This window comes from Streptomyces monticola, assembly GCF_042665355.1.
GTDB lineage: Bacteria > Actinomycetota > Actinomycetes > Streptomycetales > Streptomycetaceae > Streptomyces > Streptomyces monticola.
Map to the genome: position 1 here is coordinate 1 of NZ_JBHTCF010000026.1, position 24,509 is coordinate 24,509.

At 70.7% G+C, this 24,509-nt stretch carries 21 protein-coding genes, 1 tRNA gene and 1 riboswitch; of the genes, 17 read left to right on the forward strand and 5 right to left on the reverse strand.

Going from position 1 to position 24,509, the window contains the following annotated elements; translation table 11 throughout:
* Window positions 1–356: 356 nt before the first annotated feature.
* The 14 genes from ACFQVC_RS37485 (at window position 357) to ACFQVC_RS37550 (ending at window position 16,277) form a co-directional block, all read left to right on the forward strand.
* Window positions 357–1,130 (forward strand): N-acetyltransferase, encoded by a 774-nt coding sequence (locus ACFQVC_RS37485; RefSeq protein ID WP_381839394.1) that lies wholly within the window; start codon window positions 357–359, stop codon window positions 1,128–1,130.
* Between the two features lie 93 nt (window positions 1,131–1,223).
* Window positions 1,224–1,868 (forward strand): hypothetical protein, encoded by a 645-nt coding sequence (locus ACFQVC_RS37490; RefSeq protein WP_381839396.1) that lies wholly within the window; start codon window positions 1,224–1,226, stop codon window positions 1,866–1,868.
* Window positions 1,865–3,397: a serine/threonine-protein kinase gene (locus tag ACFQVC_RS37495; RefSeq protein WP_381839398.1), complete on the forward strand. Its 1,533-nt coding sequence runs from the start codon at window positions 1,865–1,867 to the stop codon at window positions 3,395–3,397. The genes ACFQVC_RS37490 and ACFQVC_RS37495 overlap by 4 nt, the downstream gene beginning before the upstream one ends.
* Before the next feature lie 222 nt (window positions 3,398–3,619).
* On the forward strand, window positions 3,620–4,273 hold the full coding sequence (locus tag ACFQVC_RS37500; protein WP_381839609.1) for a SurA N-terminal domain-containing protein: 654 nt from the start codon (window positions 3,620–3,622) through the stop codon (window positions 4,271–4,273).
* Window positions 4,274–4,332: 59 nt separating this feature from the next.
* Window positions 4,333–5,310: a nucleoside triphosphate pyrophosphohydrolase gene (locus tag ACFQVC_RS37505; protein ID WP_381839401.1), complete on the forward strand. Its 978-nt coding sequence runs from the start codon at window positions 4,333–4,335 to the stop codon at window positions 5,308–5,310.
* Between the two features lie 164 nt (window positions 5,311–5,474).
* Window positions 5,475–6,686 (forward strand): cytochrome P450 family protein, encoded by a 1,212-nt coding sequence (locus ACFQVC_RS37510; RefSeq protein ID WP_381839612.1) that lies wholly within the window; start codon window positions 5,475–5,477, stop codon window positions 6,684–6,686.
* Window positions 6,687–6,838: 152 nt separating this feature from the next.
* Window positions 6,839–7,849, forward strand: coding sequence for a transglycosylase family protein (locus ACFQVC_RS37515; RefSeq protein WP_381839404.1), 1,011 nt, complete (start codon window positions 6,839–6,841; stop codon window positions 7,847–7,849).
* Window positions 7,850–8,042: 193 nt separating this feature from the next.
* Window positions 8,043–8,223: riboswitch (cyclic di-AMP (ydaO/yuaA leader) on the forward strand.
* Between the two features lie 4 nt (window positions 8,224–8,227).
* On the forward strand, window positions 8,228–8,947 hold the full coding sequence (locus tag ACFQVC_RS37520; RefSeq protein WP_381839407.1) for a transglycosylase family protein: 720 nt from the start codon (window positions 8,228–8,230) through the stop codon (window positions 8,945–8,947).
* Window positions 8,948–9,425: 478 nt separating this feature from the next.
* Window positions 9,426–10,712, forward strand: coding sequence for a phosphopyruvate hydratase (gene eno, locus ACFQVC_RS37525; protein WP_381839410.1), 1,287 nt, complete (start codon window positions 9,426–9,428; stop codon window positions 10,710–10,712).
* Between the two features lie 103 nt (window positions 10,713–10,815).
* Window positions 10,816–11,304 carry an FtsB family cell division protein gene (locus ACFQVC_RS37530; RefSeq protein ID WP_381839413.1) on the forward strand — a complete coding sequence of 163 codons (489 nt, stop codon included), beginning with the start codon at window positions 10,816–10,818 and terminating at the stop codon, window positions 11,302–11,304.
* 40 nt (window positions 11,305–11,344) lie between these two features.
* Window positions 11,345–11,878, forward strand: coding sequence for a DUF501 domain-containing protein (locus tag ACFQVC_RS37535; RefSeq protein WP_381839416.1), 534 nt, complete (start codon window positions 11,345–11,347; stop codon window positions 11,876–11,878).
* 71 nt (window positions 11,879–11,949) lie between these two features.
* Entirely contained in the window at window positions 11,950–12,891 is a 942-nt protein-coding gene (locus tag ACFQVC_RS37540; protein WP_381839419.1) for a Ppx/GppA phosphatase family protein, read from the forward strand.
* Between the two features lie 424 nt (window positions 12,892–13,315).
* Window positions 13,316–14,728, forward strand: coding sequence for an NAD(P)/FAD-dependent oxidoreductase (locus ACFQVC_RS37545; protein WP_381839421.1), 1,413 nt, complete (start codon window positions 13,316–13,318; stop codon window positions 14,726–14,728).
* Between the two features lie 244 nt (window positions 14,729–14,972).
* Window positions 14,973–16,277, forward strand: coding sequence for a class I SAM-dependent methyltransferase (locus ACFQVC_RS37550; protein WP_381839424.1), 1,305 nt, complete (start codon window positions 14,973–14,975; stop codon window positions 16,275–16,277).
* Window positions 16,278–16,385: 108 nt separating this feature from the next.
* On the opposite strand, the gene ACFQVC_RS37555 is transcribed toward ACFQVC_RS37550, so the two are convergent.
* Window positions 16,386–18,923, reverse strand: coding sequence for an ABC transporter permease (locus ACFQVC_RS37555; RefSeq protein ID WP_381839427.1), 2,538 nt, complete (start codon window positions 18,921–18,923; stop codon window positions 16,386–16,388).
* Window positions 18,924–18,983: 60 nt separating this feature from the next.
* Window positions 18,984–19,754, reverse strand: a complete 771-nt coding sequence (locus tag ACFQVC_RS37560; protein ID WP_381839430.1) for an ABC transporter ATP-binding protein — start codon at window positions 19,752–19,754, stop codon at window positions 18,984–18,986.
* Window positions 19,755–20,168: 414 nt separating this feature from the next.
* Here ACFQVC_RS37560 and ACFQVC_RS37565 point away from each other — a divergent pair.
* Together ACFQVC_RS37565 and ACFQVC_RS37570 are read left to right on the forward strand one after the other, a co-directional pair.
* Window positions 20,169–20,251 (forward strand) — tRNA-Leu (locus ACFQVC_RS37565).
* A 219-nt stretch (window positions 20,252–20,470) separates the two neighbouring features.
* Complete coding sequence (locus ACFQVC_RS37570; protein ID WP_381839433.1) at window positions 20,471–21,352, forward strand: Bax inhibitor-1/YccA family protein; 882 nt, start codon at window positions 20,471–20,473, stop codon at window positions 21,350–21,352.
* A gap of 116 nt (window positions 21,353–21,468) precedes the next feature.
* Here ACFQVC_RS37570 and ACFQVC_RS37575 read toward each other — a convergent pair whose 3' ends face one another.
* Window positions 21,469–21,699 carry a DUF4287 domain-containing protein gene (locus ACFQVC_RS37575; protein WP_381839436.1) on the reverse strand — a complete coding sequence of 77 codons (231 nt, stop codon included), beginning with the start codon at window positions 21,697–21,699 and terminating at the stop codon, window positions 21,469–21,471.
* A gap of 98 nt (window positions 21,700–21,797) precedes the next feature.
* On the opposite strand from ACFQVC_RS37575, the gene ACFQVC_RS37580 reads away from it, so the two are divergent.
* Window positions 21,798–22,109, forward strand: coding sequence for a hypothetical protein (locus ACFQVC_RS37580; protein WP_381839439.1), 312 nt, complete (start codon window positions 21,798–21,800; stop codon window positions 22,107–22,109).
* 54 nt (window positions 22,110–22,163) lie between these two features.
* On the opposite strand, the gene ACFQVC_RS37585 is transcribed toward ACFQVC_RS37580, so the two are convergent.
* Both ACFQVC_RS37585 and ACFQVC_RS37590 read right to left on the reverse strand, forming a co-directional pair.
* The gene (locus ACFQVC_RS37585) at window positions 22,164–23,003 is read right to left on the reverse strand and encodes a hypothetical protein (protein ID WP_381839615.1); all 840 of its coding nucleotides are present in this window, start codon (window positions 23,001–23,003) and stop codon (window positions 22,164–22,166) included.
* Window positions 23,004–23,286: 283 nt separating this feature from the next.
* Window positions 23,287–24,507, reverse strand: coding sequence for an acetyl-CoA C-acetyltransferase (locus ACFQVC_RS37590; protein ID WP_381839442.1), 1,221 nt, complete (start codon window positions 24,505–24,507; stop codon window positions 23,287–23,289).
* Window positions 24,508–24,509: the final 2 nt, after the last annotated feature.

Consider the following 24,509-nt stretch of genomic DNA (forward strand, 5'->3'; position numbering starts at 1 on the left):
GACCGGGCCCAGGTCGGCGGACCACCCCGTACCCCCACAAGCCGACCGCGCCGCGCCCGCGGACCGGGCCCAGGTCGGCGGACCACCCCGTACCCCCACAAGCCGACCGCGCCGCGCCCGCGGACCGAGCCCAGGTCGGCCGACCACCCTGCGCCCGCGCAAGCCGACCGCGCCGCGCCCGCGGACCGGGCCCAGGTCGGCGGACCACCCCGTGCCCGCGCAAGCCGACCATCCCGCACCCGCAGCCGCGGACCGGGCCCAGGTCGGCCGACCACCCTGCGCCCCCACAAGCCGACCGCGCCGCGCCCGCGGAAAACAGGTTTCCGTGTTCGGAAGTGGCCGCTAGCGTGCCCGCCATGGACAGCCCCGCCGGCCCTGCCGCGCCCGATCTGGCGATCACCACCCTCGCCGAGCGGCCTCAACTGCAGGACGCGGTCTGGGGTCTCGGTGACTCGTGGCCCGAGTTCGTGCTCAACGACCCGGTCGGCTGGTCGCACTACGGACGGATCGTGAGCGAGCTGCCCGAGTACGCCATGGTGGCCACGGACGAGCGCGGCGAGGTCGTGGCGCGCTCGCTCAGCGTGCCGTTCGCGCTGGCCGCGGAAGGGCGCGGCGAACTGCCCGCGGGCGGCTGGGACCAGGTCCTGATGTGGGCCTTCGCGGACCGGCGCCGCGGCGTCGAACCGGACACCGTGAGCGCCGTCGAGATCACCGTCGCGACCGGACTGCAGGGGCGCGGCCTGTCGTACACCATGCTCGCCGCGATGCGTGACAACGTCCGCGGCCATGGCTTCACCGAACTCGTCGCGCCCGTACGCCCCAACGCCAAACACCTCGAACCGCACGCCCTGATCGAGGAGTACGCACACCGCGTGCGCCCGGCCGACGGCCTGCCGCACGACCCGTGGCTGCGGGTCCATGTCCGCGCGGGCGGTGTCATCGAGCGGATCGCGCCCCTGTCGATGACCGTCAGCGGCACGCTCGCGCAGTGGCGTGAATGGACTGGCCTGCCCTTCGACAAGGAGGGTCTCGTGACGGTCGAGGGAGCCCTCGTACCGGTGCACTGCGTTCCGGATCGGGACTACGCCGTGTACGTGGAGCCCAACGTGTGGGTGCGGCACACACTTTGAGCGTCCGGGGCGGTCAACCCCGGTCCGCACCCCGGCTCCGAGGGCTACGCTCGACCCAGCACACGCCCGTTCGGTTCCCCAGGAGCAGTCCCCATGCACGGCCACGGCTTTGCACCGCCTCCTCAGCGCCCCTCGACCGCGCTGCCCGTCGTGCTGCGCGTGATCTTCGTGCTCCTGGCGGTGTTCTCCTGCGGCCTGCTCGCGTGGGCGCCGCTGCTGCGGCTGGCGATCCTGACCCGCGAGGTGCGCGACTGGGTGCTGTTCGGCGTCTCGTTCGTGCTGATCGTCACCTCTCTGATCCTCATAGGCGCCGAACCCACCCAGGAACTCGACACCGGGCAGGAGTACTTCGGCCTCGTCCTGCTGCTCGGCGGCGGCGCCGCGATCGTCGCGTACTACCTCTTCGCGGAGATACGCCACTTCTCACGGCCGCACCCGCAGCCCCACGCCGGCTACGCACCCACGCCCCCGCCGCCCGCCTACGGCTATCCGCAGCCGGGGCCCGCGCCGCACCAGCAGACCACCCACACCTCCGGCCCGCCGCCGCACATTCCGCCGCAGCCGCTCCACCCGCAGGCCGCACAGGCCCACCTCCATCCCCACCCCCAGCCGCACCCCCACCCCCAGCGCCCCGCCCCCGCGCGCATCGACCAGGTCAGGGCCGAACTCGACGAGCTCAGCAGCCTGTTGCGCAAGCAGGACGAGCCGCGGGAGCGCCCTGAGGGCGAGCCGCGGTGAGCGGACGCCTCATCGCCGGCCGCTATGAACTGTCCAAGCTCATCGGGCAGGGCGGCATGGGCCAGGTCTGGACGGCGTACGACCAGCGCCTGGACCGCCGGGTCGCCGTGAAGCTGCTCCGCCCCGACCGGGTCGCGGGACAGGACGCCGACGAGCTGCGCCGCCGCTTCGTGCGCGAGTGCCGCGTCACCGCGCAGGTCGACCACCCGGGCCTGGTCACCGTGCACGACGCGGGCAGCGACGACGACGACCTGTTCCTCGTGATGCAGTACGTCGACGGCACCGACCTCGCCGGACACATCGAGCAGCACAAGCCCTACCCGTGGCCGTGGGCCGTCGCGATAGCCGCGCAGATGTGCGCCGTGCTGTCCGCGGTGCACGCCGTGCCGATCGTGCACCGCGACCTCAAGCCCCGCAACGTGATGGTCAGGCCCGACGGCACCCTCACCGTCCTCGACCTCGGCGTCGCCTCCGTCATGGACGCCGACACCACCCGGCTCACCCACACCGGCTCACCCATCGGCAGCCCCGCCTACATGGCGCCCGAGCAGGCCATGGGCGGCGCGGTCGGCCCGTACACCGATCTCTACGCCCTCGGCATCCTGCTGTACGAACTGGTCAGCGGGAACGTCCCGTTCGACGGCGCCACCGTCCTCGGCGTCCTGCACAGCCACCTCTACGAGACGCCCGTCCCGGTACGCAGGCTGCGCCCCGACCTGCCCGAGGCCCTGGACGCCCTGGTGACGCGGCTGCTCGCCAAGGACCCGCAGCACCGCCCCGGTTCGGCCCAGGAGGTGTACGAGTCGCTCGCCCCGCTGCTGCCCGCCCGGGGCGCCGACCGATGCGCCGGACCGCTCGACCCGACCCGGCCCTTCCTGCGCCCGGGCGCCCCCTGGCCGGACCGTGCGTCGGCGCCCGCCCCGGGACCCGTCCCCGCCATGCCCGCCACCCCGCCCGCGGCCGCGCCCTCCGATGTCGCCCGCGCCGTCGACGACGTGAAGCGGCTGCTCGGCGAGGGCCGTGTCACCCAGGCCGTCGACCTGCTCGGCGCCATCCTGCCCACCGCCGAGGCCCAGCACGGCCCGCGCTCCACCGTGGTCCGCACCCTGCGCAAGCAGTACGCCGCCACGCTCATGGACGACGGCCAGTACCGCCGCGCCCTGCCCGAGCTGCGGCGCCTCGCCGACGAGCGGAGCGCGGAGGCGGGCCATGCCGACCCGGCCTCGCTCCAGTTCCGCTACGAGGCCGCGCAGTGCCTTGAGCAGCTGGGCGAACCGGCCGCCGCGCTCACCGAGTACCGGGCCCTGCAGCCGTTCTACGAGAACCAGTACGTCGGCGGCGACCCGGGCACCGCGCTCGAACTGCGCCGCCGCATCGGCCAGTTGCTGCTCGCCCTCGGTGACCGCGCCGCCGCACACGAGACCCTTTCCCGGCTCCTGTACGACGCGGAGCGGCTGCACGGCCCCGCCCACCCGATGCCCGGCGAGATCCGCCGCACGCTGCACTGGCTGGGGCAGGTACGGGGCTGAGACCGGGCAGATATGGAGGGATACGGGCGGGTACGGGCAAGCAGGGGGCCGAGCGGGCGGTCGCGCGGAGGGGGCGTACCCCCAACTCCTGCCGAATCGTTGGTCGAATCAGTGGCCGAACCCCCGGCCACTGCCTAACATCGATCTCCGCAAGGCCCTTGTGCAACGACGCACAAGCTCGCCGCTCGCCGCCGGGAGGCCCCTTTGCACCGCCTGAACCGCCTGCATCGCCGCCGTCGCACCGCGCTCGCCGTCTCCGCCGCGCTGCTCGCCGCGGCCCCCCTCCTGACCGCCTGCGGCAATGACGCACACCCCGGCGCCGCGGCCGTCGTCGGCGGCGACCGCATCACGGTCGCGCAGCTGCAGTCCCGGGTGAAGGAAGTGCGGGTGGCACAGCGGGCCGCCACCGAGAAGTCCGGGCAGTACGCCCAGGCGGTCGAGAAGACCGGCGGCCTCACCCGCGACACCCTGCAGTCGATGGTCCTCGACAAGGTCCTGCACCGCGCCGCCACCGACGCGGGCGTCGAGGTCAGCCGCCGCGAGATCCAGGAGCTGCGCGGCAAGCTGGAGCAGCAGGCGGGCGGCACCAAGGCCCTGGAGACGGGCTGGCTGCAGCAGTACAACATCCCGGCGTCCCGGATCGACGACAGCCTGCGCACCGAGATCGAGGCGCAGAAGCTCTACGGCAAGCTCGGTGTCGACCCGAACACCCAGCAGGGCCAGGCCGCCTTCTGGAAGGCCCTCTCGGAGGCCTCCAAGGACCTGAAGATCGACCTCAACCCGCGCTACGGCACGTGGGACGTGGACAAGAGCCGCCGCGTGGACGCCCGCACACCGTGGGTGAAGTCCGGCCCGTCCGGCTCCTCCGGCGTCTGAGGAACGGGGGAGGGCAGGCGCCCGCAGGCACGGGCGGCGGGACCCGTTAGGTTCGGGGGGTGAACGCTGAACCCCTCGCGCCCGGCCGCATCGTCCTGCTGACCACGTCCCACCGCGTGGCCCCCGGCCTCCTCTCCTGGCCCGCCTGGAAAGAGCTGAACCAGGCGGCCAGCGTCCTGTGCGCCGACCCGGACCATCCGCAGCTGCCCTACCTCCGCGAGGCGGGCGTCACCGTCACCGTGTCCGCGCCCACCGCCGAAGAGCTGGTCGACGCCTGCGCGGACGGCCGCACCGTGATCGTCGTCGCCACCGGAGAGGGCGAGCCGCGCCTGACCGACGGCCTCGCACGCCTGGCCGGCTCGGGCCGGGTGCAGATGCCCGACCTGGAGCTGCTCCCCGCCTCCTACGACCTGCCGGGTGCCCGCCTCCTCGACCTCGTCCAGGTCATGGACCGGATCCGCGTCGAGTGCCCCTGGTCGTCGCAGCAGACCCACGAGGGCCTCGCGAAATACGGCATCGAGGAGGCGTACGAACTCGTCGAGGCCATCGAGGACGGCGACCGCGCCGAACTGCGCGAGGAGCTCGGTGACGTACTCCTGCAGGTGGTCTTCCACGCCCGGATCGCCGAAGAGGCCGACCCGGAGGACGGGGAGCCGTTCTCCATCGACGACGTCGCGGGCGGCATCGTCGCCAAGCTGATCCACCGCCACCCGCATGTCTTCGGCGACGACTCCGCCGAGACCCCCGAGGACGTCAAGGCGCACTGGCTGCGCACCAAGGCCGAGGAGAAGCAGCGCGACTCCGTGACCGACGGCGTCCCGCTCGGTCAGCCCGGGCTCGCGCTCGCCGCGAAGCTGGCCTCCCGCGCCCGCACGGCCGGGCTGGACGTGACACCGCCCGCAGGCGAGGGCATCGGCTACGACCTGCTCGCCCTCGCGGTGCGCGCCGAGGCCGCGGGGACCGACCCGGAGGCCGCCCTGCGAGCCGCGGCCCGCGCCTACCGCGACGCGATCCGCGCGGCGGAGGCGCAGGCGTGAACCCGCACGGCAGCACCTCTGCGGACGCAGACGCAGACGCGACCCCGCATGGCAGCACCTCTGCGGACGCAGACGCAGACACAGACGCGACCCCGCATGGCAGCACCGCTGCAGACGCAGGCGCGTGCCCGCACGACCGCACCGCCGATGGGCCCCAGCCGCCGCTGTTCACCTGGGAGTTCGCGACCGATCCGTACCCCGCGTACGCCTGGCTGCGCGAGCACGCTCCCGTCCATCGCACCCAGCTGCCGAGCGGGGTGGAGGCCTGGCTGGTGACCCGGTACGCGGACGCCCGGCAGGCCCTCGCGGACCAGCGGCTCTCGAAGAACCCCGCGCACCACGACGAGCCCGCGCACGCCAAGGGCAAGACCGGTATCCCCGGCGAGCGCAAGGCCGAGCTGATGACACATCTGCTCAATATCGACCCGCCGGACCACACGCGGCTGCGCCGCCTGGTGTCGAAGGCGTTCACCCCGCGCCGGGTCGCGGAGTTCGCCCCGCGCGTACAGGAACTCACCGACCGGCTCATCGACGGCTTCGCCGCGAAGGGCGAGGCCGATCTGATCCATGAGTTCGCCTTCCCGCTGCCCATCTACGCGATCTGCGATCTGCTCGGTGTCCCGCGCGAGGACCAGGACGACTTCCGCGACTGGGCGGGCATGATGATCCGGCACGGGGGAGGGCCACGCGGCGGTGTCGCCCGCTCGGTGAAGAAGATGCGCGGCTATCTCGCCGAGCTCATCCACCGCAAGCGCGAGGAGCCCGGCGACGATCTGATCTCCGGCTTGATCAGGGCCAGCGACCACGGCGAGCACCTCACCGAGAACGAGGCCGCGGCGATGGCCTTCATCCTCCTCTTCGCCGGCTTCGAGACCACGGTCAACCTCATCGGGAACGGTACGTACCAACTCCTGCGCCACCCCGAGCAGCGCGAGCGTCTGCAGCGCTCCCTGGCGGCGAGGGAGAGCGGCCTCCTGGAGACCGGCGTCGAGGAACTCCTGCGCTACGACGGCCCGGTCGAGCTGGCCACCTGGCGGTTCGCCACCGAGCCGCTGACGGTCGGCGGCCAGGCCATCGCCGCCGGCGACCCGGTCCTGGTGGTGCTCGCCGCCGCCGACCGCGACCCGCAGCGCTTCGCCGGGCCCGACACCCTCGACCTCGCCCGCCGCGACAACCAGCACCTCGGCTACGGCCACGGCATCCACTACTGCCTCGGCGCCCCGCTCGCCCGGCTCGAAGGCCAGACGGCGCTCGCGACCCTGCTGCGCCGCCTTCCGGATCTACGGCTTGCGGTGGAACCGGATGAATTGCGCTGGCGCGGCGGCCTGATCATGCGTGGACTGCGCACGCTGCCGGTCGAGTTCGGCCCCGAGTGACAAGCCATAGAACTGACGGGGCGTCAAGACTGTGACTTTCACGTGATCTCCGCTGCATCGCCTTGTGACAAGCGTTCGACTCTCGCTACGTTCACTGTCGGCTCAGCAGCCACGGCAGCAGTCATGCCGGCAGTCACGCGAAAGGGAACCGCATGCTCTCCGGTAACGGCCGTCACCGACGCCCCCGCCAGGCTCCGGCCCTCGTGGTCGCGGCAGGCGTCACCGGATCGGCCATCGCCATCCCGCTGCTCGGCGCGGGCAGCGCGAGCGCCGCGGACGCCGCCACCTGGGACCGGCTCGCCGAGTGCGAGAGCGGCGGCGTGTGGAGCGCCGACATGGGCAACGGCTATTACGGCGGACTGCAGTTCACCCAGGCGACCTGGGAGGAATTCGGCGGCCTCGAGTACGCCCCGAGCGCCGACCTCGCCAGCCGTGCCCAGCAGATAGCCGTCGCCGAGCAGGTACTCGCCGAGCAGGGGCCGGGGGCCTGGCCGACCTGCGCCCCGGTCGCGGGCCTGGCGACCGAGGCTCCGGCGGAGCCCACGCCGACGCCCACGCCCACCGACCCGGGGTCCGAGAAGCCCGCGCCCGAGAAGCCCGCGCCGGGTGAGACGGAGACCGGGCCCTCCGAGCCGGACGGGACGCAGTCGCCGCAGCCGGAGTCGCCATCGGGCGAGCGTCCGTCGGACGAGCGGCCCGCGGACGAGCACCCCACCGACGAGCCGCCCACCGACGCCCCGTCAGCTGACGATCCGTCCGACGGCGCCCCCTCCTCCGGTGCGCCGACCGAACAGCCCACGACTCCGCCGTCCACCGACACTCCGGATGAATCGGGAGACAAGAGTCACGACGAGGGCGCGGGCAAACCGGACAACTCACATCAAGACGGCAAGGGTCGGCACCGCGGCGACCGCGCCCCGGAGGGTCCGGACGAGGGTCGCGACGGCAACTCGTCGGGCCGGCACGCCTCGCGCGGCGACGACTCCCGCGACGGCGGCGAGGGCGGCTATGAAGTCCGCCCCGGCGACAGCCTCTCGGCCATCGCCGCGAGCCGCGGCGTCGACGGCGGCTGGCCCGCTCTCTACGCCGCCAACGAGAAGACCGTCGGCGGCGACCCGGATCTCATCCTTCCCGGTCAGCACCTTGATCTGACCGGAAAATAACGGCAGTTCGGACATCGCTCCGCGGTGAATGTCCGTAATAAAGAGACATCGGCCCCGGTGAGAGATGGGTCTCATCAGCCCAGATCGTCTTTGTATTTCTGCCGATCGCATGTTTACGGTCGTGACCGCTCGCCACTGGCGGGCCCCGATGGCCGTCACGCCGAATCCTGCCGGCGGCTCTTGGGCACAGTCGTCGCGTAAAGCGCCGTAGGCAGGAGCGGGGGACCCAAGGTTTGTGCCGGGGCCGCACGTTGAGAGACGCGCGGACCGGCTTGGGGTGAAGCCGCCGGTACGTCCACGACGTACCCGGTGGCCGGGCAACTCACTTGGCCCGAACCCGACAGCTCACCTCGCAGGCGTCGGTGAGGGGATATCTCCATGCTGTTTTCCGGCAAGGGCAAGCACCGTCGTATGACCAAGGCCGAGAAGGCCGGCCGCGCCGTCGCCGTCGCCGGCGTCGCCGGTGCCGCGGTCGCCGCGCCGCTGATGACCGCGGGCACCGCCTCCGCCGCCACCTCCTCCGAGTGGGACGCCGTCGCACAGTGCGAGGCGGGCGGCAACTGGTCGATCAACACCGGCAACGGCTACTACGGCGGCCTGCAGTTCTCCGCCTCCACCTGGTCCGCGTACGGCGGCACCAAGTACGCCGCCACCGCCGACCAGGCCTCCAAGGCCCAGCAGATAGAGATCGGCGAGAAGGTTCTCGCGGGTCAGGGCAAGGGCGCCTGGCCGAACTGCGGCACCGGCCTGTCCAACGCCGCGTACAGCGGCGGCGGTTCGCAGCAGCAGAGCGCCCCCGCGCAGGAGTCCGCCCCGCAGCAGCAGGAGCAGAAGTCGGCGCCGCAGCAGCAGGCCGCTCCGCAGACCGAGGCCCCCAGCACCAAGGCCGAGACCCCGAAGAAGACCGTCGAGACCCCGACCGGCAAGAAGGTCGAGAAGGGTGACGGCGAGTACAAGGTGAAGACCGGCGACACCCTCTCGAAGATCGCCGAGGCGGAAGGCGTCAAGGGCGGCTGGCAGAAGCTGTACCAGCTGAACAAGGACATCATCGACGACGCCGACTTCATCTTCCCGGGCCAGCAGCTGCACCTGAAGTAAGCAGCCGTACCTGAAGCGGGCAGCCGCGCCCGCAGCGGGCGGCCACGCCTGAAGCGGGCGGCCACGCCTGAAGCAGCCGGTACGCGTCGCCCGGCCGGCCGAGCAGTACCCCCACCACCACTCGGCCAGGCCAGGCGCGCGGCCCGTACCGCGGTCACATCCCCCCCACACCCCGCCCCGGCGCGCATTCCCCCGTACGCGCCGGGGCGGGGTCATGTCCGGACGCCCGCGCCTCGAACGCGGGCCGGAAGGCGCTCGTGAATTTGTCCACTCTGTGACTACTGCCCAGTAATAAAGAGGTCGGCAACGAGGTCTTTTGCCCCGCACTGCGGGCCTTCGGGCCTCTTTTCGTCCCAGGGGACGGGCGGTCGGCTGGCCGAAGCCGTCGGGGCGGTTAGGCTCGGGAGACGCAAGGCCATGCAGACCGCGGCGCACGCACAAAGTGCGTCCACCCCTATGCGTCACATCCCAGAAGGAGATGCTCGTGCCGTCCATCGACGTCGTCGTAGCCCGGGAAATCCTGGACTCCCGAGGCAACCCCACGGTCGAGGTCGAGGTCGGCCTCGACGACGGCAGCACGGGTCGTGCTGCCGTTCCGTCCGGTGCCTCCACCGGTGCCTTCGAGGCCATCGAACTCCGTGACGGTGACCCCAACCGTTACCAGGGCAAGGGCGTCGAGAAGGCCGTCCTCGCCGTCATCGAGCAGATCGGCCCGGAGCTGGTCGGCTACGACGCCACCGAGCAGCGCCTGATCGACCAGGCCATGTTCGACCTGGACGCCACCGACAACAAGGGCTCGCTCGGCGCCAACGCCATCCTCGGCGTCTCGCTCGCCGTCGCCCACGCCGCCTCCGAGGCCAGCGACCTGCCGCTCTTCCGCTACCTGGGCGGCCCCAACGCGCACCTGCTGCCGGTGCCGATGATGAACATCCTGAACGGCGGCTCGCACGCCGACTCCAACGTGGACATCCAGGAGTTCATGATCGCCCCGATCGGCGCGGAGTCCTTCTCCGAGGCCCTGCGCTGGGGCACCGAGGTCTACCACACGCTCAAGAAGGTCCTGAAGGACAAGGGCCTGGCCACCGGCCTGGGCGACGAGGGCGGCTTCGCCCCGAACCTGGACTCCAACCGCGAGGCCCTCGACCTGATCGTCGAGGCCATCAAGCAGGCCGGCTACGAGCCCGGCCAGCAGATCGCGCTCGCCCTGGACGTCGCCGCCTCCGAGTTCTACAAGGACGGCAAGTACCAGTTCGAGGGCAAGGACCGCTCCGCGGCCGAGATGACCGAGTACTACGAGGAGCTCGTCTCCGCGTACCCGCTCGTCTCCATCGAGGACCCGCTGTACGAGGACGACTGGGCGGGCTGGAAGGTCCTCACCGACAAGCTGGGCAGCAAGGTCCAGATCGTCGGCGACGACTTCTTCGTCACCAACCCGGAGCGCCTGGCCCGCGGTATCGAGGAGGGCTCCGCCAACTCCCTCCTGGTCAAGGTCAACCAGATCGGTTCGCTGACCGAGACCCTGGACGCCGTCGAGCTGGCCCAGCGCAACGGCTACAAGTGCATGATGTCCCACCGCTCCGGCGAGACCGAGGACGTCACCATCGCCGACCTGGCCGTCGCCACCAACTGCGGCCAGATCAAGACCGGCGCCCCGGCCCGGTCCGAGCGCGTCGCCAAGTACAACCAGCTGCTCCGTATCGAGGAGATCCTCGACGACGCCGCGGTGTACGCGGGCCGCTCGGCCTTCCCGCGCTTCAAGGGCTGACACAGCCCCTGGGGCCCGTAGAAAGCCCGGTTACGTACGTCCCCGCACTCGGTCCCGTACCGTGTGCGGGGACGTACGCGCGTATCGGGGAGGCGGGTCAGTCGTGGCAGCAGCGAAGAAGGACCGTGACCGGTTCTCCACCGCCACACGCCTGCGGCTGTTCGGCGAGCAGACCGCGGCCCGCGTCTACCGCTCCCAGACCCGCCGCCAGGCCCGCCGCTCCCGGCTCACCGGCCGCGCGGCCCTGCTCGCCCTGGTCCTGTGCTCGCTGATCGTGGCGCTCGCGTACCCGATAAGGCAGTACGTCGCCCAGCGTGCCGACATCCAGGAGCAGGAGCGCAAGCTGGCCGACGCCCGGGAGCGGACCGAGGAGCTGCGCGACGCGAAGGCCCGCTGGCAGGACCCCGCGTACGTGGAGCGCCAGGCCCGCGAGCGCCTGCACATGCAGCTGCCCGGCGAGACCGGCTTCACCGTGCTCGACCCGGACGCCGAGACCCGGCGCCGCACCGACCGGGGCGCGGCCGACCGTGCCTGGTATGTCAACCTCTTCGACGGCGTCGACAAGGCGGACCGCAGCAGCACCGACGACTGACGCCGTCGTACAACACTCACCGAAAGACATAAGCACCGGCATGGAAACGCCCCCGCCCTCCACCCCGCGCACCGAGCCCACCGACGCCGACGTCGAGGCCTTCAAGCAGCAGCTCGGCCGCCCGCCGCGCGGCCTGCGGGCCATCGCCCACCGCTGCCCGTGCGGTCAGCCGGACGTGGTGGAGACGGCCCCGCGGCTTCCCGACGGCACCCCCTTCCCGACGCTGTACTACCTGACGTGCCCGAAGGCCGCCTCGGCGATCGGCACCCTCGAGGCCAACGGCGTGATGAAGGAGATGACCGAGAGGCTCGCCGTCGACCCCGAGCTCGCCGCGGCCTACCGCGCCGCCCACGAGGACTACATCCGCCGCCGCGACGAGATCGAGGAGCTCTCCGGCTTCCCGAGCGCCGGCGGCATGCCTGACCGCGTGAAGTGCCTGCACGTCCTGGTCGCGCACTCCCTCGCCGCGGGCCCGGGCGTGAACCCCCTGGGCGACGAGGCCGTGGCGATGCTGCCCGAGTGGTGGCGCAAGGGTTCGTGCGTGCCCTCCCATACAAGCCCCTCCGGCGATTGAGGAGCGGGGGTCTGGGGGCAGAGCCCCCAGGACACGGCGCCGCACAAGACCACGAACAGGAGCCCCCACCCATGACCCGGGTAGCCGCGATCGACTGCGGCACGAACAGTATTCGCCTCCTCGTAGCCGACGCGAACCCCCGAACCGGGGAACTCCTCGACCTGGACCGGCGCATGACCGTCGTCCGCCTGGGCCAGGGCGTCGACAGGACCGGACGGCTCGCGCCCGAGGCCCTGGAGCGCACCTTCGCGGCCTGCCGCGAGTACGCGGACGTGATCAAGGAACTCGGTGCGGAGCGCATCCGCTTCGTCGCGACCTCGGCCTCGCGCGACGCCGAGAACCGCGCCGACTTCGTGCGCGGTGTCGTGGACATCCTCGGCGTCGAGCCCGAGGTGATCAGCGGTGACCAGGAGGCGCAGTTCTCCTTCACCGGTGCGACCAAGGAGCTGACGGGCCGCACCGACCTGGCCCAGCCGTATCTGGTCGTCGACATCGGCGGCGGCTCCACGGAGTTCGTCGTCGGCACCGACAGCGTCCGCGCCGCCCGCTCCGTGGACGTCGGCTGCGTACGGATGACGGAGCGCCATCTCGTCCACGACGGGAAGGTCAGCGACCCCCCGAGCGAGGCGGAGACCGGCGGGATCCGGGCCGATATCGAGGCGGCCCTCGACCTCGCCGAGGAGACCGTGCCGCTCCGCGAGGCCCGCACCCTTGTCGGGCTCGCGGGTTCGGTGACCACGGTGGCCGCGATCGCGCTCGGCCTCGAGGAGTACGACTCCGCCGCGATCCACCACGCGCGCATCCCCTATGAGCAGGTCGTCGAGATCACCAAGCGGCTCCTGAGCTCGACGCACGCCGAGCGCGCCGCGATCGGGGCGATGCACCCGGGCCGGGTCGATGTGATCGGCTCCGGTGCTCTCGTACTGCTCGCGATCATGGAGCGGATCGACGCCGCCGAGGTCGTCGTCAGCGAGCACGACATCCTCGACGGGATCGCCTGGTCCCTGGCCTGAGAACGGGCACAGCGGGGGCGGGCCGGGCAGGCGAGCGGGGCCGGAGAAGCGGTGCGGCGGGCCGGAAGCGGGACTTCCGGCCCGCTTTCCACAAGAACTTCGTGAAGTTCTTCACAAGGAAAAACGGCCTGATGGGGGTATGTGACGGCCCTTGAGCCCGAATCGGGGAGCGCTACCGGGCGGAGTCACTGATTCCGGATCGTTCCCGGGGTGTGACGGGCGGATGAACCGGGGCGGTGGTCCAGTGCCGACCGGACCCGGAGTGGCAGCTCAGCACGGGTCTCAACGGTCCCGCCAGGCCCCATGGTTCCCTCGCGTGGCCATGAGGTGAGTCACGTGGGCCGCGCAGTGTAGCAGAGGGTGTACAGACCCTTGTGAAGGGGCTCACGAGCGACCCTCGACCAAGGGGTGGATACTCGATGGCATGAGCACCACGGAGCGTCCCAGGATCCTCGTAGTAGGCGGTGGGTACGTAGGCCTGTACGCAGCTCGACGCATTCTGAAGAAGATGCGCTACGGCGAGGCGACCGTCACGGTCGTCGACCCGCGCTCGTACATGACGTACCAGCCCTTCCTCCCCGAAGCCGCCGCCGGCAGCATCTCCCCGCGCCACGTCGTCGTACCCCTGCGACGTGTGCTTCCCAAGGCGGAGGTCCTCACCGGCCGGGTCACCACCATCGATCAGGACCGCAAGGTCGCCACGGTCGCGCCGCTCGTCGGCGAGGCCTACGAGCTGCCCTTCGACTACCTGGTCATCGCCATGGGCGCGGTCTCGCGCACCTTCCCGATCCCCGGCCTCGCCGAGCAGGGCATCGGCATGAAGGGCATCGAGGAGGCCATCGGCCTGCGCAACCACGTCCTCGAGCAGCTCGACAAGGCCGACTCCACGACGGACGAGGAAGTCCGCCGCAAGGCGTTGACCTTCGTCTTCGTCGGCGGTGGCTTCGCCGGCGCCGAGACCATCGGCGAGGTCGAGGACATGGCCCGTGACGCGGCCAAGTACTACAACAACGTCAAGCGCGAAGACATGCGCTTCGTGCTCGTCGACGTCGCGGACAAGATCCTCCCCGAGGTCGGCCCGAAGCTCGGCCAGTACGGCAAGGAGCACCTCGAGGGCCGCGGTGTCGAGGTCTACCTCAAGACCGGCATGGACTCCTGCGTGGACGGCCACGTGGTCCTGAACAACGGCCTCGAGGTCGACTCCAACACGATCGTCTGGACCGCGGGCGTCAAGCCCAACCCGGCGCTCGCGCGCTTCGGTCTGCCGCTCGGCCCCCGTGGCCACGTCGACACCCAGACGACCCTCCAGGTCCAGGGCACCGACTACATCTGGGCCGCGGGCGACAACGCCCAGGTCCCGGATCTGGTCGGCCGCGCCGCGGGCAACGAGAACGCCTGGTGCCCGCCCAACGCCCAGCACGCCCTTCGCCAGGCCAAGGTCCTCGGTGACAACGTCATCTCGGGCATGCGCGGCTTCCCGCAGGGCGAGTACAAGCACGCCAACAAGGGTGCGGTGGCGGGCCTCGGCCTCCACAAGGGCGTCGCGATGATCGTCATGGGCAAGATGAAGATCAAGCTCAAGGGCCGGCTCGCCTGGTACATGCACCGCGCGTACCACGGCATGGCGATGCCGACCTTCAACCGCAAGATCCGCGTCTTCGCCGACTGGACCCTCGCGATGTTCCTCAAGCGCGAGGTCGTCGCCCTGGGTGCCCTGGAGGCGCCGCGCGAGGAGTTCTACGAGGCCGCGAAGCCGGCCCCGGTGGCCCCGCCGGCCGTCGAGGCCACCGACAAGCCGGCCGCCGCCGGCAAGTCGGAGAAGGCCAAGGCCTCCTGACCCTCCGGTTTCACAGTCCGACCCCGCAGGGGCCGTCCGCCATCCGTGGTGCGGGCGGCCCCTGCGGCGTTTTCGGCCAGACCCTCGCCCGCTGCCGCTTCTGGCCAGACCTTGGCCCGATTTAGTTGGTAGGGCCATGTATTTTGCCGTCCTGTTACCCCGCAACGGGACTGCGGGCAGGCCCTGTTGGTGTTTACGTGGTGTTGGACCGTTCCGGGACATGAACCAGGGAAGGTGACCCACCATGGCAGATGCCGCGCTGCGGCTGAGGACCCTCGCCGAAGACTTGCTGGGCGGAGCCCGGCTCCCGGTCCGCATCCGCGCCTGGGACGGCAGCGAGAGTGGGCCCCCCGGAGCGCCCCTGCTGGTGGTACGCAACCGCCGTGCCCTGCGCCGGCTGCTGTGGAAGCCCGGCGAGCTGGGCCTGGCCCGTGCCTGGGTCGCCGGTGAGATCGATATCGAGGGCGATCTGTACGAAGCCCTCGATCAGCTCGCGGGTCTGATCTGGGAGAGCGACGAGCCCGCGCGGTCCAGGCGGGAGATCGCCCGCGACCCGCGGATCCGTGCCGCCGTACGCGAGATGGTGGCCCTCGCGGGACCGCTGCCGCCCCCGCCGCCGCCCCGCGAGGAAGTCGGCAGACGCAGCGGCCCGCTGCACACCAAGATCCGTGACCGGCAGGCCATCAGCCACCACTACGACGTCGGCAACGACTTCTACTCCCTGGTGCTCGGCCCGTCGATGGTCTACTCGTGCGCGTACTGGGAGTCCGGTGAGGACGGGGCCACGACCCTGGCGGACGCCCAGCGCGACAAGCTCGAACTCATCTGCCGCAAGCTGGCGTTGCGGCCCGGACAGCGGCTGCTCGACGTGGGCTGCGGCTGGGGCTCGATGGCGATCCACGCGGCGCGTGAGCACGGCGTCCAGGTCGTCGGCGTCACGCTCTCCCGCGAGCAGGCCGCGTACGCCCGCAAGCGGATCGCGGAGGAAGGCCTCACCGACCGGATCGAGATCCGCGTCCAGGACTACCGCGACGTCGCCGACGGCCCCTACGACGCGATCTCGTCCATCGGCATGGCCGAACACGTCGGCTCCACCCGGTACCTGGAGTACGCGCACGTCCTGTACGCCCTTCTGAAGCCCGGCGGGCGGCTCCTGAACCACCAGATCGCGCGCCGCCCGCAGTCGGACGAGTCGTCGTACACGGTGGACGAGTTCATCGACGCGTATGTCTTCCCCGACGGCGAACTGGCCCCCGTGGGCCGCACGGTCTCGCTCCTGGAGGACGCGGGCTTCGAGGTCCGCGACCTGGAGTCGATCCGCGAGCACTACGCGCTGACGCTGCGGCACTGGGTGGCGAACCTGGAGGCGTCCTGGCCCCAGGCCCTGCGCATGGTCTCGCCCGGCCGGGCCCGCGTCTGGCGCCTGTACATGGCGGCGTCCGCGCTGGCCTTCGAGCGGAACCGGATCGGGGTCAACCAGGTCCTCGCGGTGAAGACCCCGGTCTCGGGCGAGTCCGGGCTGCCGCTGCGGAGCCGGGAGTGGCGCTGAATCAGGCGGGACCGGCGCTGAATCAGGCGGAACCGGCGCTGATTCGGGCCGCGCAATGAGAAGGGCCCGGGCGCGACGCATCCGCACCCGGGCCCAACTCCCGTACCCCTACTCCGCCTTGATGGCCGACAGCATGTTCAGGCGGGCCGCACGCCGCGCCGGCCAGAGCGCGGCCAGGACGCCGACCACCGCGGCCAGGGCCAGGAACAGACCCATACGGCCCCACGGCAGCACCATCTCGTACGTCCCCACGGACGCGCCGATCAGCTCACCGGCCGCCCAGCCGAAGAACACCCCGAGCCCGATCCCGAGCACCCCGCCGAAGAGCGAGATCACCAGGGACTCCATGCGCACCATGCGCTTGATGCCCTTGCGGTCGAGGCCGATGGCGCGCAGCATCCCGATCTCCTGGGACCGCTCGAAGACCGACATGGCCAGGGTGTTGATGACACCGAGCACGGCCACGATGACCGCCATCGCGAGCAGGCCGTACAGCATGTTCAGCATCAGCGTGAACATCTGGGCGATGCCATCGGAGATGTCCTTCTTGTCCTCGACGGCGATGGCCGGGTTGTCGCCGAGCGCCGTGCGGATCGAGTCCTTGGCGCTCGCCGTCGCGCCGTCCGAGGTCTTGACCATCACCTGCATATCGCTGATCTCGGCCTGGTGCGGGGCGAGTTCGTCCTTGTCGAGCATGATGCCGCGCAGCATCTCGTTGCCCTGGTAGACGCCCGCGACCTGCAGGGTGCCCTTCTTGCCGTCCTCGTATGTGACGGTGAAGCCGGAGCCCGCCTTCCAGCCGAACTGCTCGGCCGTGTCGGCGTCGACGACGACCTTGTGGCCACCGAGCCCGTCCCACGAGCCCTGCTTGAAGTCCAGCGTGGCGAGGTCGCCGATGGTCCTGGCGTCGACGCCGGTCAGGTACTCGCTCTTGCCGTCGATCCGCGAGGGCGAGTTCCGCAGCGGGCTGGTGGCCGTGACGCCGTCGATCTTCTGCAGCTTCTTCTCCACGTCGGGCGAGAGCGTGTTGAAGTTCTGCATGGAGACGACGTAGTCGGCCTTGAGCGAGTCCGTGGCCATCTTGTCGATCGCCTTCTGGAAGCTGCCCGCGATCACCGTCATACCGGTGATCAGGGTGAGCCCGATCATCAGCGCGGAGGCGGTGGCGGAGGTGCGCCGCGGATTGCGCACGGCGTTCTGCCGGGCCAGCTTGCCGGAGATCCCGAAGAGCTTCAGGACCGGGGACGCGAGCGCGATGATCGGCCGCGAGAGGAGCGGGGTCAGCACGAAGACCCCGATCAGGAGCAGCCCCGCGCCCAGGCTCATGGGCATCTTTCCGTCGCTGCCCATGCCGACGCCGGCCAGCACACCGGCGGTGCCGGCAGCGGCGAACAGGGCGCCGATGGTGTTCCGTACGACCAGGGACTTGGTGGTCGCTGCGGCGTGCACGCTGTTCATGGCGGCCACCGGCGGGATCTTCGCGGCGCGGCGGCCGGGCAGCCAGGCGGCGAGCATCGTGACGACGATGCCCACGACGAGCGAGGCGAGCACCGTGGACGGCGAGACGACGAGCGGACCGTCCGGCACCGCACCGCCGAAGGAGCCCATCAGGGAGCGCAGACCGGCGCCGATGCCGACACCGGCGGCCAGACCGGCGACGGCCGCGACCGTGCCGACCACGAAGGCCTCGAGGAGCACGGAGCGCGTGACCTGACGCCTGGAGGCGCCCACCGCGCGCATCAGGGCCAGCTCCTTGGTGCGCTGGGCGACCAGCATCGTGAAGGTGTTGGCGATGATGAAGATGCCGACGAAGAGCGAGATACCGGCGAAGACGAGCATGCCGGTCTGCATACCGCTCATGGAGCCGGCGATCTGCTCGGCCTGCTCATCGGCGAGCTGCTTGCCGGTGGTGGCCTCGGCGGTGCCCTTCGGCAGCACCTTCTCGATCTCGGTCTTCAGCGCGGCCTGGCTGGTGCCGGCCGCGGCCTGGACGTCGATCTCGCTGAACTGGCCGGGCTTGGCGTACAGCGACTGTGCGGTCTTCGTGTCGAACAGGGCGAGGCTGCCGCCCGCGGCGACATTGCCGTCGTCGGTGGTGAAGATGCCGGAGACCTTGGGCGTGAGCACCGGGCCGTCGATGGACATCCGGACGGTGTCGCCGATCTTGAATCCGGCGCGCTCGGCGGTCTTCGCGTCCAGGGCGATCTCACCCTTGTCCGCGGGCGCCCGGCCGTCCTTCATCGGGTAGCGCGGGTCCTTGCCGTCCTTGCCGGCGTAGTAGTTGGCCCCGGTGGTGGACCAGCCCTCGCCGACGAGCTTGCCGTCCTTGTCCGCGATGGCGGCGAAGCCGGAGACGGTGCCGGTCGCGGAGGCGGCGCCCGGCACGTTCGCGGCCTTGTCGAGCAGGTCCTGGGTCAGCTTGGGCGCGGCGCCCGGCTTGGCGCCGTCGCCCTCGCCCCGCTCCGGCTTCACGGCGACGTCGACATGGTCGAGGCCCTTGGCCGAACTCTGCTGGTACGCCTGGGAGATGGTGTTGGTGAAGACCAGGGTGCCGGAGACGAAGGCGACGCCGAGCATGACGGCGAGCACGGTCATCAGCAGCCTGGCCTTGTGCGCGAGGACATTGCGCAAGGCGGTACGGAACATGGTGGAAGTCCTGGTGGTGGGGGCCGTGGGCGGCCGTCAGTGAGGTGGCCTGCGGGTGACTCAGCTGGTGCGGCCCTTGGCGTCGAACCGCTTCATGCGGTCCAGGACGGCGTCCGCGGTCGGCTCGTAGAGCTCGTCGACGATCCGGCCGTCGGCGAGGAAGACGACGCGGTCGGCGTAGGCGGCGGCGACGGGGTCGTGGGTCACCATGACGACGGTCTGGCCGAGCTCGCGCACGGAGTTGCGCAGAAACCCGAGCACCTCGGCCCCGGAGCGCGAGTCCAGGTTTCCGGTCGGCTCGTCGCCGAAGATGATGTCGGGCTTGGAGGCCAGGGCGCGGGCCACGGCGACGCGCTGCTGCTGGCCGCCGGAGAGCTGGCTCGGCCGGTGGCTGAGCCGCCCGGACAGGCCCAGCATCTGGATGACCTGCTCGACCCACTGCTTGTCCGGCTTACGGCCCGCGATGTCCATGGGCAGCGTGATGTTCTCGGCGGCGGTCAGGGTCGGCAGCAGGTTGAAGGCCTGGAAGATGAAGCCGATCTTGTCCCGGCGGAGCTTGGTGAGCTGCTTGTCCTTCAGGGAGCCGAGCTCGGTGTCACCGATCCGCACGGACCCGGAGCTGAACGAGTCGAGCCCGGCGACGCAGTGCATCAGCGTCGACTTGCCGGAGCCGGACGGGCCCATGATCGCGGTGAACTCGGCCTGCCGGAAGTCGACCGTGACCCGGTCGAGGGCGACCACCTGGGTCTCGCCCTGGCCGTAGACCTTGGTCAGCTCGGTGGCGCGCGCGGCTACTGCGGTGGCCTGGTGAGCAATGGGAGTGGTGGTCACGGGGCGGAGCTCCTGTCGGCACGACGTCAACGATCTCCGAGAAGGCTCTGTCCGAGACTTTCTCCGTGACCGTTATCTGAGGACCGTTCCATCGTGCTGTCGGATCCAGGCCCGGAAGTCAGCCCCAGCTCTCGTTCTGGGCTTCCTCTTCAGGCGGACCGGGAGGGGCCCGTGTCATACCTGGGGATGACCGTGGACCCTGAGACACCCCCGCTCGGGGCGACAGAATTCCGTCATTCCTTCACGGCGCCTCCGCAGCGGCGGAAAGGCCGCCAGCACGCAGCGATGACCGCTTCTGACGCCTGACGCCCCCTCAGACGTCAATAAAATAAGACAACATCGGTCTGTCGTTCCGCTGTTCGGGGGATGTGTCCGGATAGGCTCGGGGCCCCGCAAACGCGGAGTCCACGGCCTGCCCGGATGGTGGAATGCAGACACGGCGAGCTTAAACCTCGCTGCCCCTCGCGGGCGTACCGGTTCAAGTCCGGTTCCGGGCACCTTCCGCTTCCTGGATCTCGGCGGGGTCACCTGGAGCGGTCCGCCTTCCGCGCATCCCCGATTCACGGGATCATGCCCTTTCGCCCGCCCCGCCCAGGTCTCCGCCCGGGGTCTGAGGCACTCTGGAGGGAAAGATCCTCCCAGAGCACTAGGGTGCATCTTTTGCTTACGCATTACTCTTGACCTAAGGCCACGCAGGGTGGCCATGGAGGAGTGAAATGAGGAGCAGCAACCCGGTCTTCTCGCGACGGGGGTTCAGCCGCGACAACGGCTATGCGGGCTTCGGCTCGGCGCCGCAGGCCGGGGGCCCCGCCGTCGGTACCCAGGGCAACCCGTACGCGGGTGGCACCGCCCAGGCGCCGACGAACCCGTACGCGCAGAACCCCTACGCGCAGCAGGACCTCCAGCACGGCGCCCCGCAGGCGCCGGTCTCCACCGGCAACAAGATGACGATGGACGACGTCGTCATGCGGACGGGCATCACGCTCGGCCTCGTGATCGCCGGCGCCACCGTCGCCTGGGTCACCAATGTGAGCCTGGGCATCGCCATCGGCGCCGCGCTGGTCGCGATGGTGTTCGCCCTGATCCAGTCGTTCAAGCGGAAGCCCGTCCCGGCGCTGATCCTGGCGTACGCGGCTCTTGAGGGTGTCTTCCTGGGCGCGATCAGCAACTACGTCAACACCTACGTCGCCGAGGGTGCGGCGATGCAGGCCGTGCTCGGCACCATGGCGGTCTTCGTCACGATGCTGGTGCTCTACAAGACCCGTATCGTCCGCGTCACCGCGCGCTTCACGCGCTTCCTGATGATCGCGGCCACCGCGTTCCTGGTGCTGACCGCCGTGAACCTGCTGTTCATGGTGTTCGGCGGCGGTGACGGCCTCGGCTTCCGCAGCGGCACGATGGGCATCATCTTCGGCATCGTCGGCATTCTGCTCGGTGCCTTCTTCCTCGCCCTCGACTTCAAGCAGGTCGAGGACGGCATCGCGTACGGCGCTCCGCGCGAAGAGTCCTGGATGGCCGCGTTCGGTCTGACCATGACCCTCGTGTGGATCTACCTCGAGATGCTGCGGCTGATCTCGATCCTGCAGGGCAACGACTAGCGGTAGTCGCAGCAGTAGCAGCTGGTTAAGCAGGCGAAGGGCCCGCGGAGTTCGCTCCGCGGGCCCTTCGTCGTCTTCGTCTTGTGGTCGGTCGTCTTCGTCTGGGAGGCGCAGGCTCACATCAGCCTGCGCGCGGCCCTCCTCATGTCGTACTCGTGGACGATCGCTTTGGCATGACCGTGGGCGAGGTCGTATTCGCCCCGGAGCCAGCTGACCTTCTCCTCGAAGCGGAGGAAGGACGGACCTTCGTCGACTGCGCGAAGCCAGTCGGACACTTCGCGGCCTGTGCAATGGGGGATGCGGGCGAGCAGATTGCGGTGGGTCTCCTCGGAGAAGACTAGGGACATCGGCGCCTCCGGACGCTGTCGATGCAAGTCCTTCACGTCACCGTGCCTGAGTGTTGGGTTGTTGGCAACAGCCCAGGAAAGGCGCATAGGGTCGGAGGGTGCTCGATACGAAGTCTTTGACGGATGCCGTGGACCAGTTCGCCGACCGGCTGCGGGCCGCGCCCGAGAGCCGCCTCCAGCGGGCCGCGGCGGCCGAAGCCCTCGCTCTGGCCAGGGAGTTGGCCGTGCGCGCGCAGCGGATCGAGGCGCCGCAGGACGAGGCCCGCCAGATGCCGGACGCCGGACTGTTCGCCGTCGCCGACCAAGTCACCGTCGCGGGGCGCGATTTGGCCCTTGTGCTGACGGATGCCCGGCAGCTCGACGAGGCACTGGAGCTCGTGCGGGGCGCGCAGAAACGCGCCGGAGTGTAGCCACTCCGGCGCGTTCGGATACGTAGGACGCGGTGGGTGCCGCCTCCTGTCGGCTCAGGCCGAGGCGATGACGCGGTCCGCCAGGATGTAGACGTTCTCGTCGCCGCAGGCGAAGGTCAGGCTGTACGCGCCGGAGACACCGGAGCCGCCGAGCAGTACCGGGGTGTCGCCGGTGCGCAGGGCCTCGGCGAGGCGCTCCGCGGTCTCGCGGTGGCCCGGGGTCATGCAGAGCGTCGTGCCGTCGGTGAAGACATATACGTCGAGGGTGCCGAGCGGGCCCGGGCGGACATCGCTGAGGGCGGTGCGGGCCTGGGCCAGCTCCTCCAGACAGCTCACGGTGTGCTCGTGGTCGCCGCCGGTGGCGTCGCGCATGGACTGCACCGGCACGAAGTCCGGGTGGGACGGGTGCCGGCGGCGGGCCGCGGCCAGCTCCGGGGAGTCCTCGGGGAACTCCTCGACGGCGCTGAAGTCCTCGGTGGACTCGGCCAGTTCGTGCTGCAGCTCGCGCTCGATGCCGGCGAAGTCGGACTGCCGGGGCAGAAACAGCTCCTCGGCCAGGTTCGGGGGCAGGCCGCCGAGCAGCGACGGGGCGTCGGCGGCGTCGCGGGCCTCCTGCGCGGCCCAGAACGCCCGCGCCTCGGCCAGCTCGCGCTCCCGCTCCTCGGCGAGGGCTTCGGCGACGGCCGTGCGTATGGCGTCGGTGTCGGGGGTCTCCGATGCGGTGCGGGCAGCCGGCACGGTGGGCCGGTCCGCGTGCTGCTCAAGGCTCGCGGTGAGCTCGGTGCGCAGCGCGGTGATCTCGGCGAGCTGCTTGCGCAGCCCGTGCACGGCGTGCAGGGCGGCGGCGCCAACGGCCGTGGCAGCGGCGGTGGCGAGCAGCAGGGCAAGAGGCATGGCGCTCACTGACGTACTCCCGGTTTCAAGTCGACCCCCGACTTCCTACATCAGCTTGTCGGAGGCGGCTAAAGCCTGTCAGTGCATTAGGTCACGAATTGGACAGGTCTTTCTACCCGACGATTACGCTCACAACGCTCTGACCTGCGCAAATGTCACTCCCCCAGGACATAGGTCACATCCTGGGGGAGTTTGTGTCACGGCTGGGACTCAGGGGGTCACGCGGAGTGCGTGTGCCTTACCCGAGGTGCCGCCCGGCCGCCCGGCCGCCGGCCGCCCGGTGTCAGCTGAGGCGCTCGATGACCATCGCCATGCCCTGGCCGCCGCCCACGCACATGGTCTCCAGGCCGAACTGCTTGTCGTGGAACTGGAGTGAGTTGATCAGGGTGCCGGTGATCCGGGCGCCGGTCATGCCGAAGGGGTGGCCCACGGCGATGGCGCCGCCGTTGACGTTCAGCTTGTCGAGGTCGATGCCCAGGTCGCGGTAGCTCGGGATGACCTGGGCGGCGAAGGCCTCGTTGATCTCGACCTGGTCGATGTCGTCGATGGTCAGGCCCGCGCGGGACAGCGCCTGCTTCGAGGCCTCGACCGGGCCGTAGCCCATGATCTCGGGGGAGAGGCCGGAGACGCCGGTGGAGACGATCCGGGCCAGCGGGGTCAGACCGAGCTCGCGGGCCTTGGTGTCGCTCATGATCACGAGCGCGGCGGCGCCGTCGTTGAGCGGGCAGCAGTTGCCCGCGGTGACCAGGCCGTCGGGGCGGAAGACCGGCTTCAGGCCCGCGACGCCCTCCATGGTGACGCCCGCGCGGGGGCCGTCGTCCTTGCTGACCACGGTGCCGTCGGGCAGCGTGACCGGGGTGATCTCGCGCTCCCAGAACCCCTTGGCGATGGCCTGCTCGGCGAGGTTCTGCGAACGCACGCCGAACTCGTCCATGTCCTGGCGGGTGACGCCCTTGAGGCGGGCCAGGTTCTCGGCGGTCTGGCCCATCGCGATGTACGGGTCGGGGATCAGGCCGTCCTCGCGCGGGTCGTGCCAGTCGGCGCCCTCGGTCTCGGCGGTACGGGCGGTACGGGCCTCGGCGTCGGCGAACAGCGGGTTGTGGGTGTCGGGCAGGCCGTCCGACGAGCCCTTCACGGAGCGGGAGACCATCTCGACGCCGGCCGAGATGAAGACATCGCCCTCGCCCGCCTTGATGGCGTGCAGGGCCATGCGGCTGGTCTGCAGCGAGGAGGAGCAGTAGCGGGTGATCGTGCAGCCCGGCAGGTGGTCCATGCCCATCTGCACGGCCACGATCCGGCCCAGGTTGTGGCCCTGCTCGCCGCCGGGCAGGCCGCAGCCGAGCATCAGGTCGTCGATGTCCCTGGGGTCGAGCCCGGGGACCTTGTCGAGCGCGGCCTGGACGATCGTGGCGGTGAGGTCGTCCGGGCGCAGGTCCTTCAGGGAGCCCTTGAAGGCGCGGCCGATCGGGGAGCGGGCGGTGGAGACGATCACGGCTTCGGGCATCA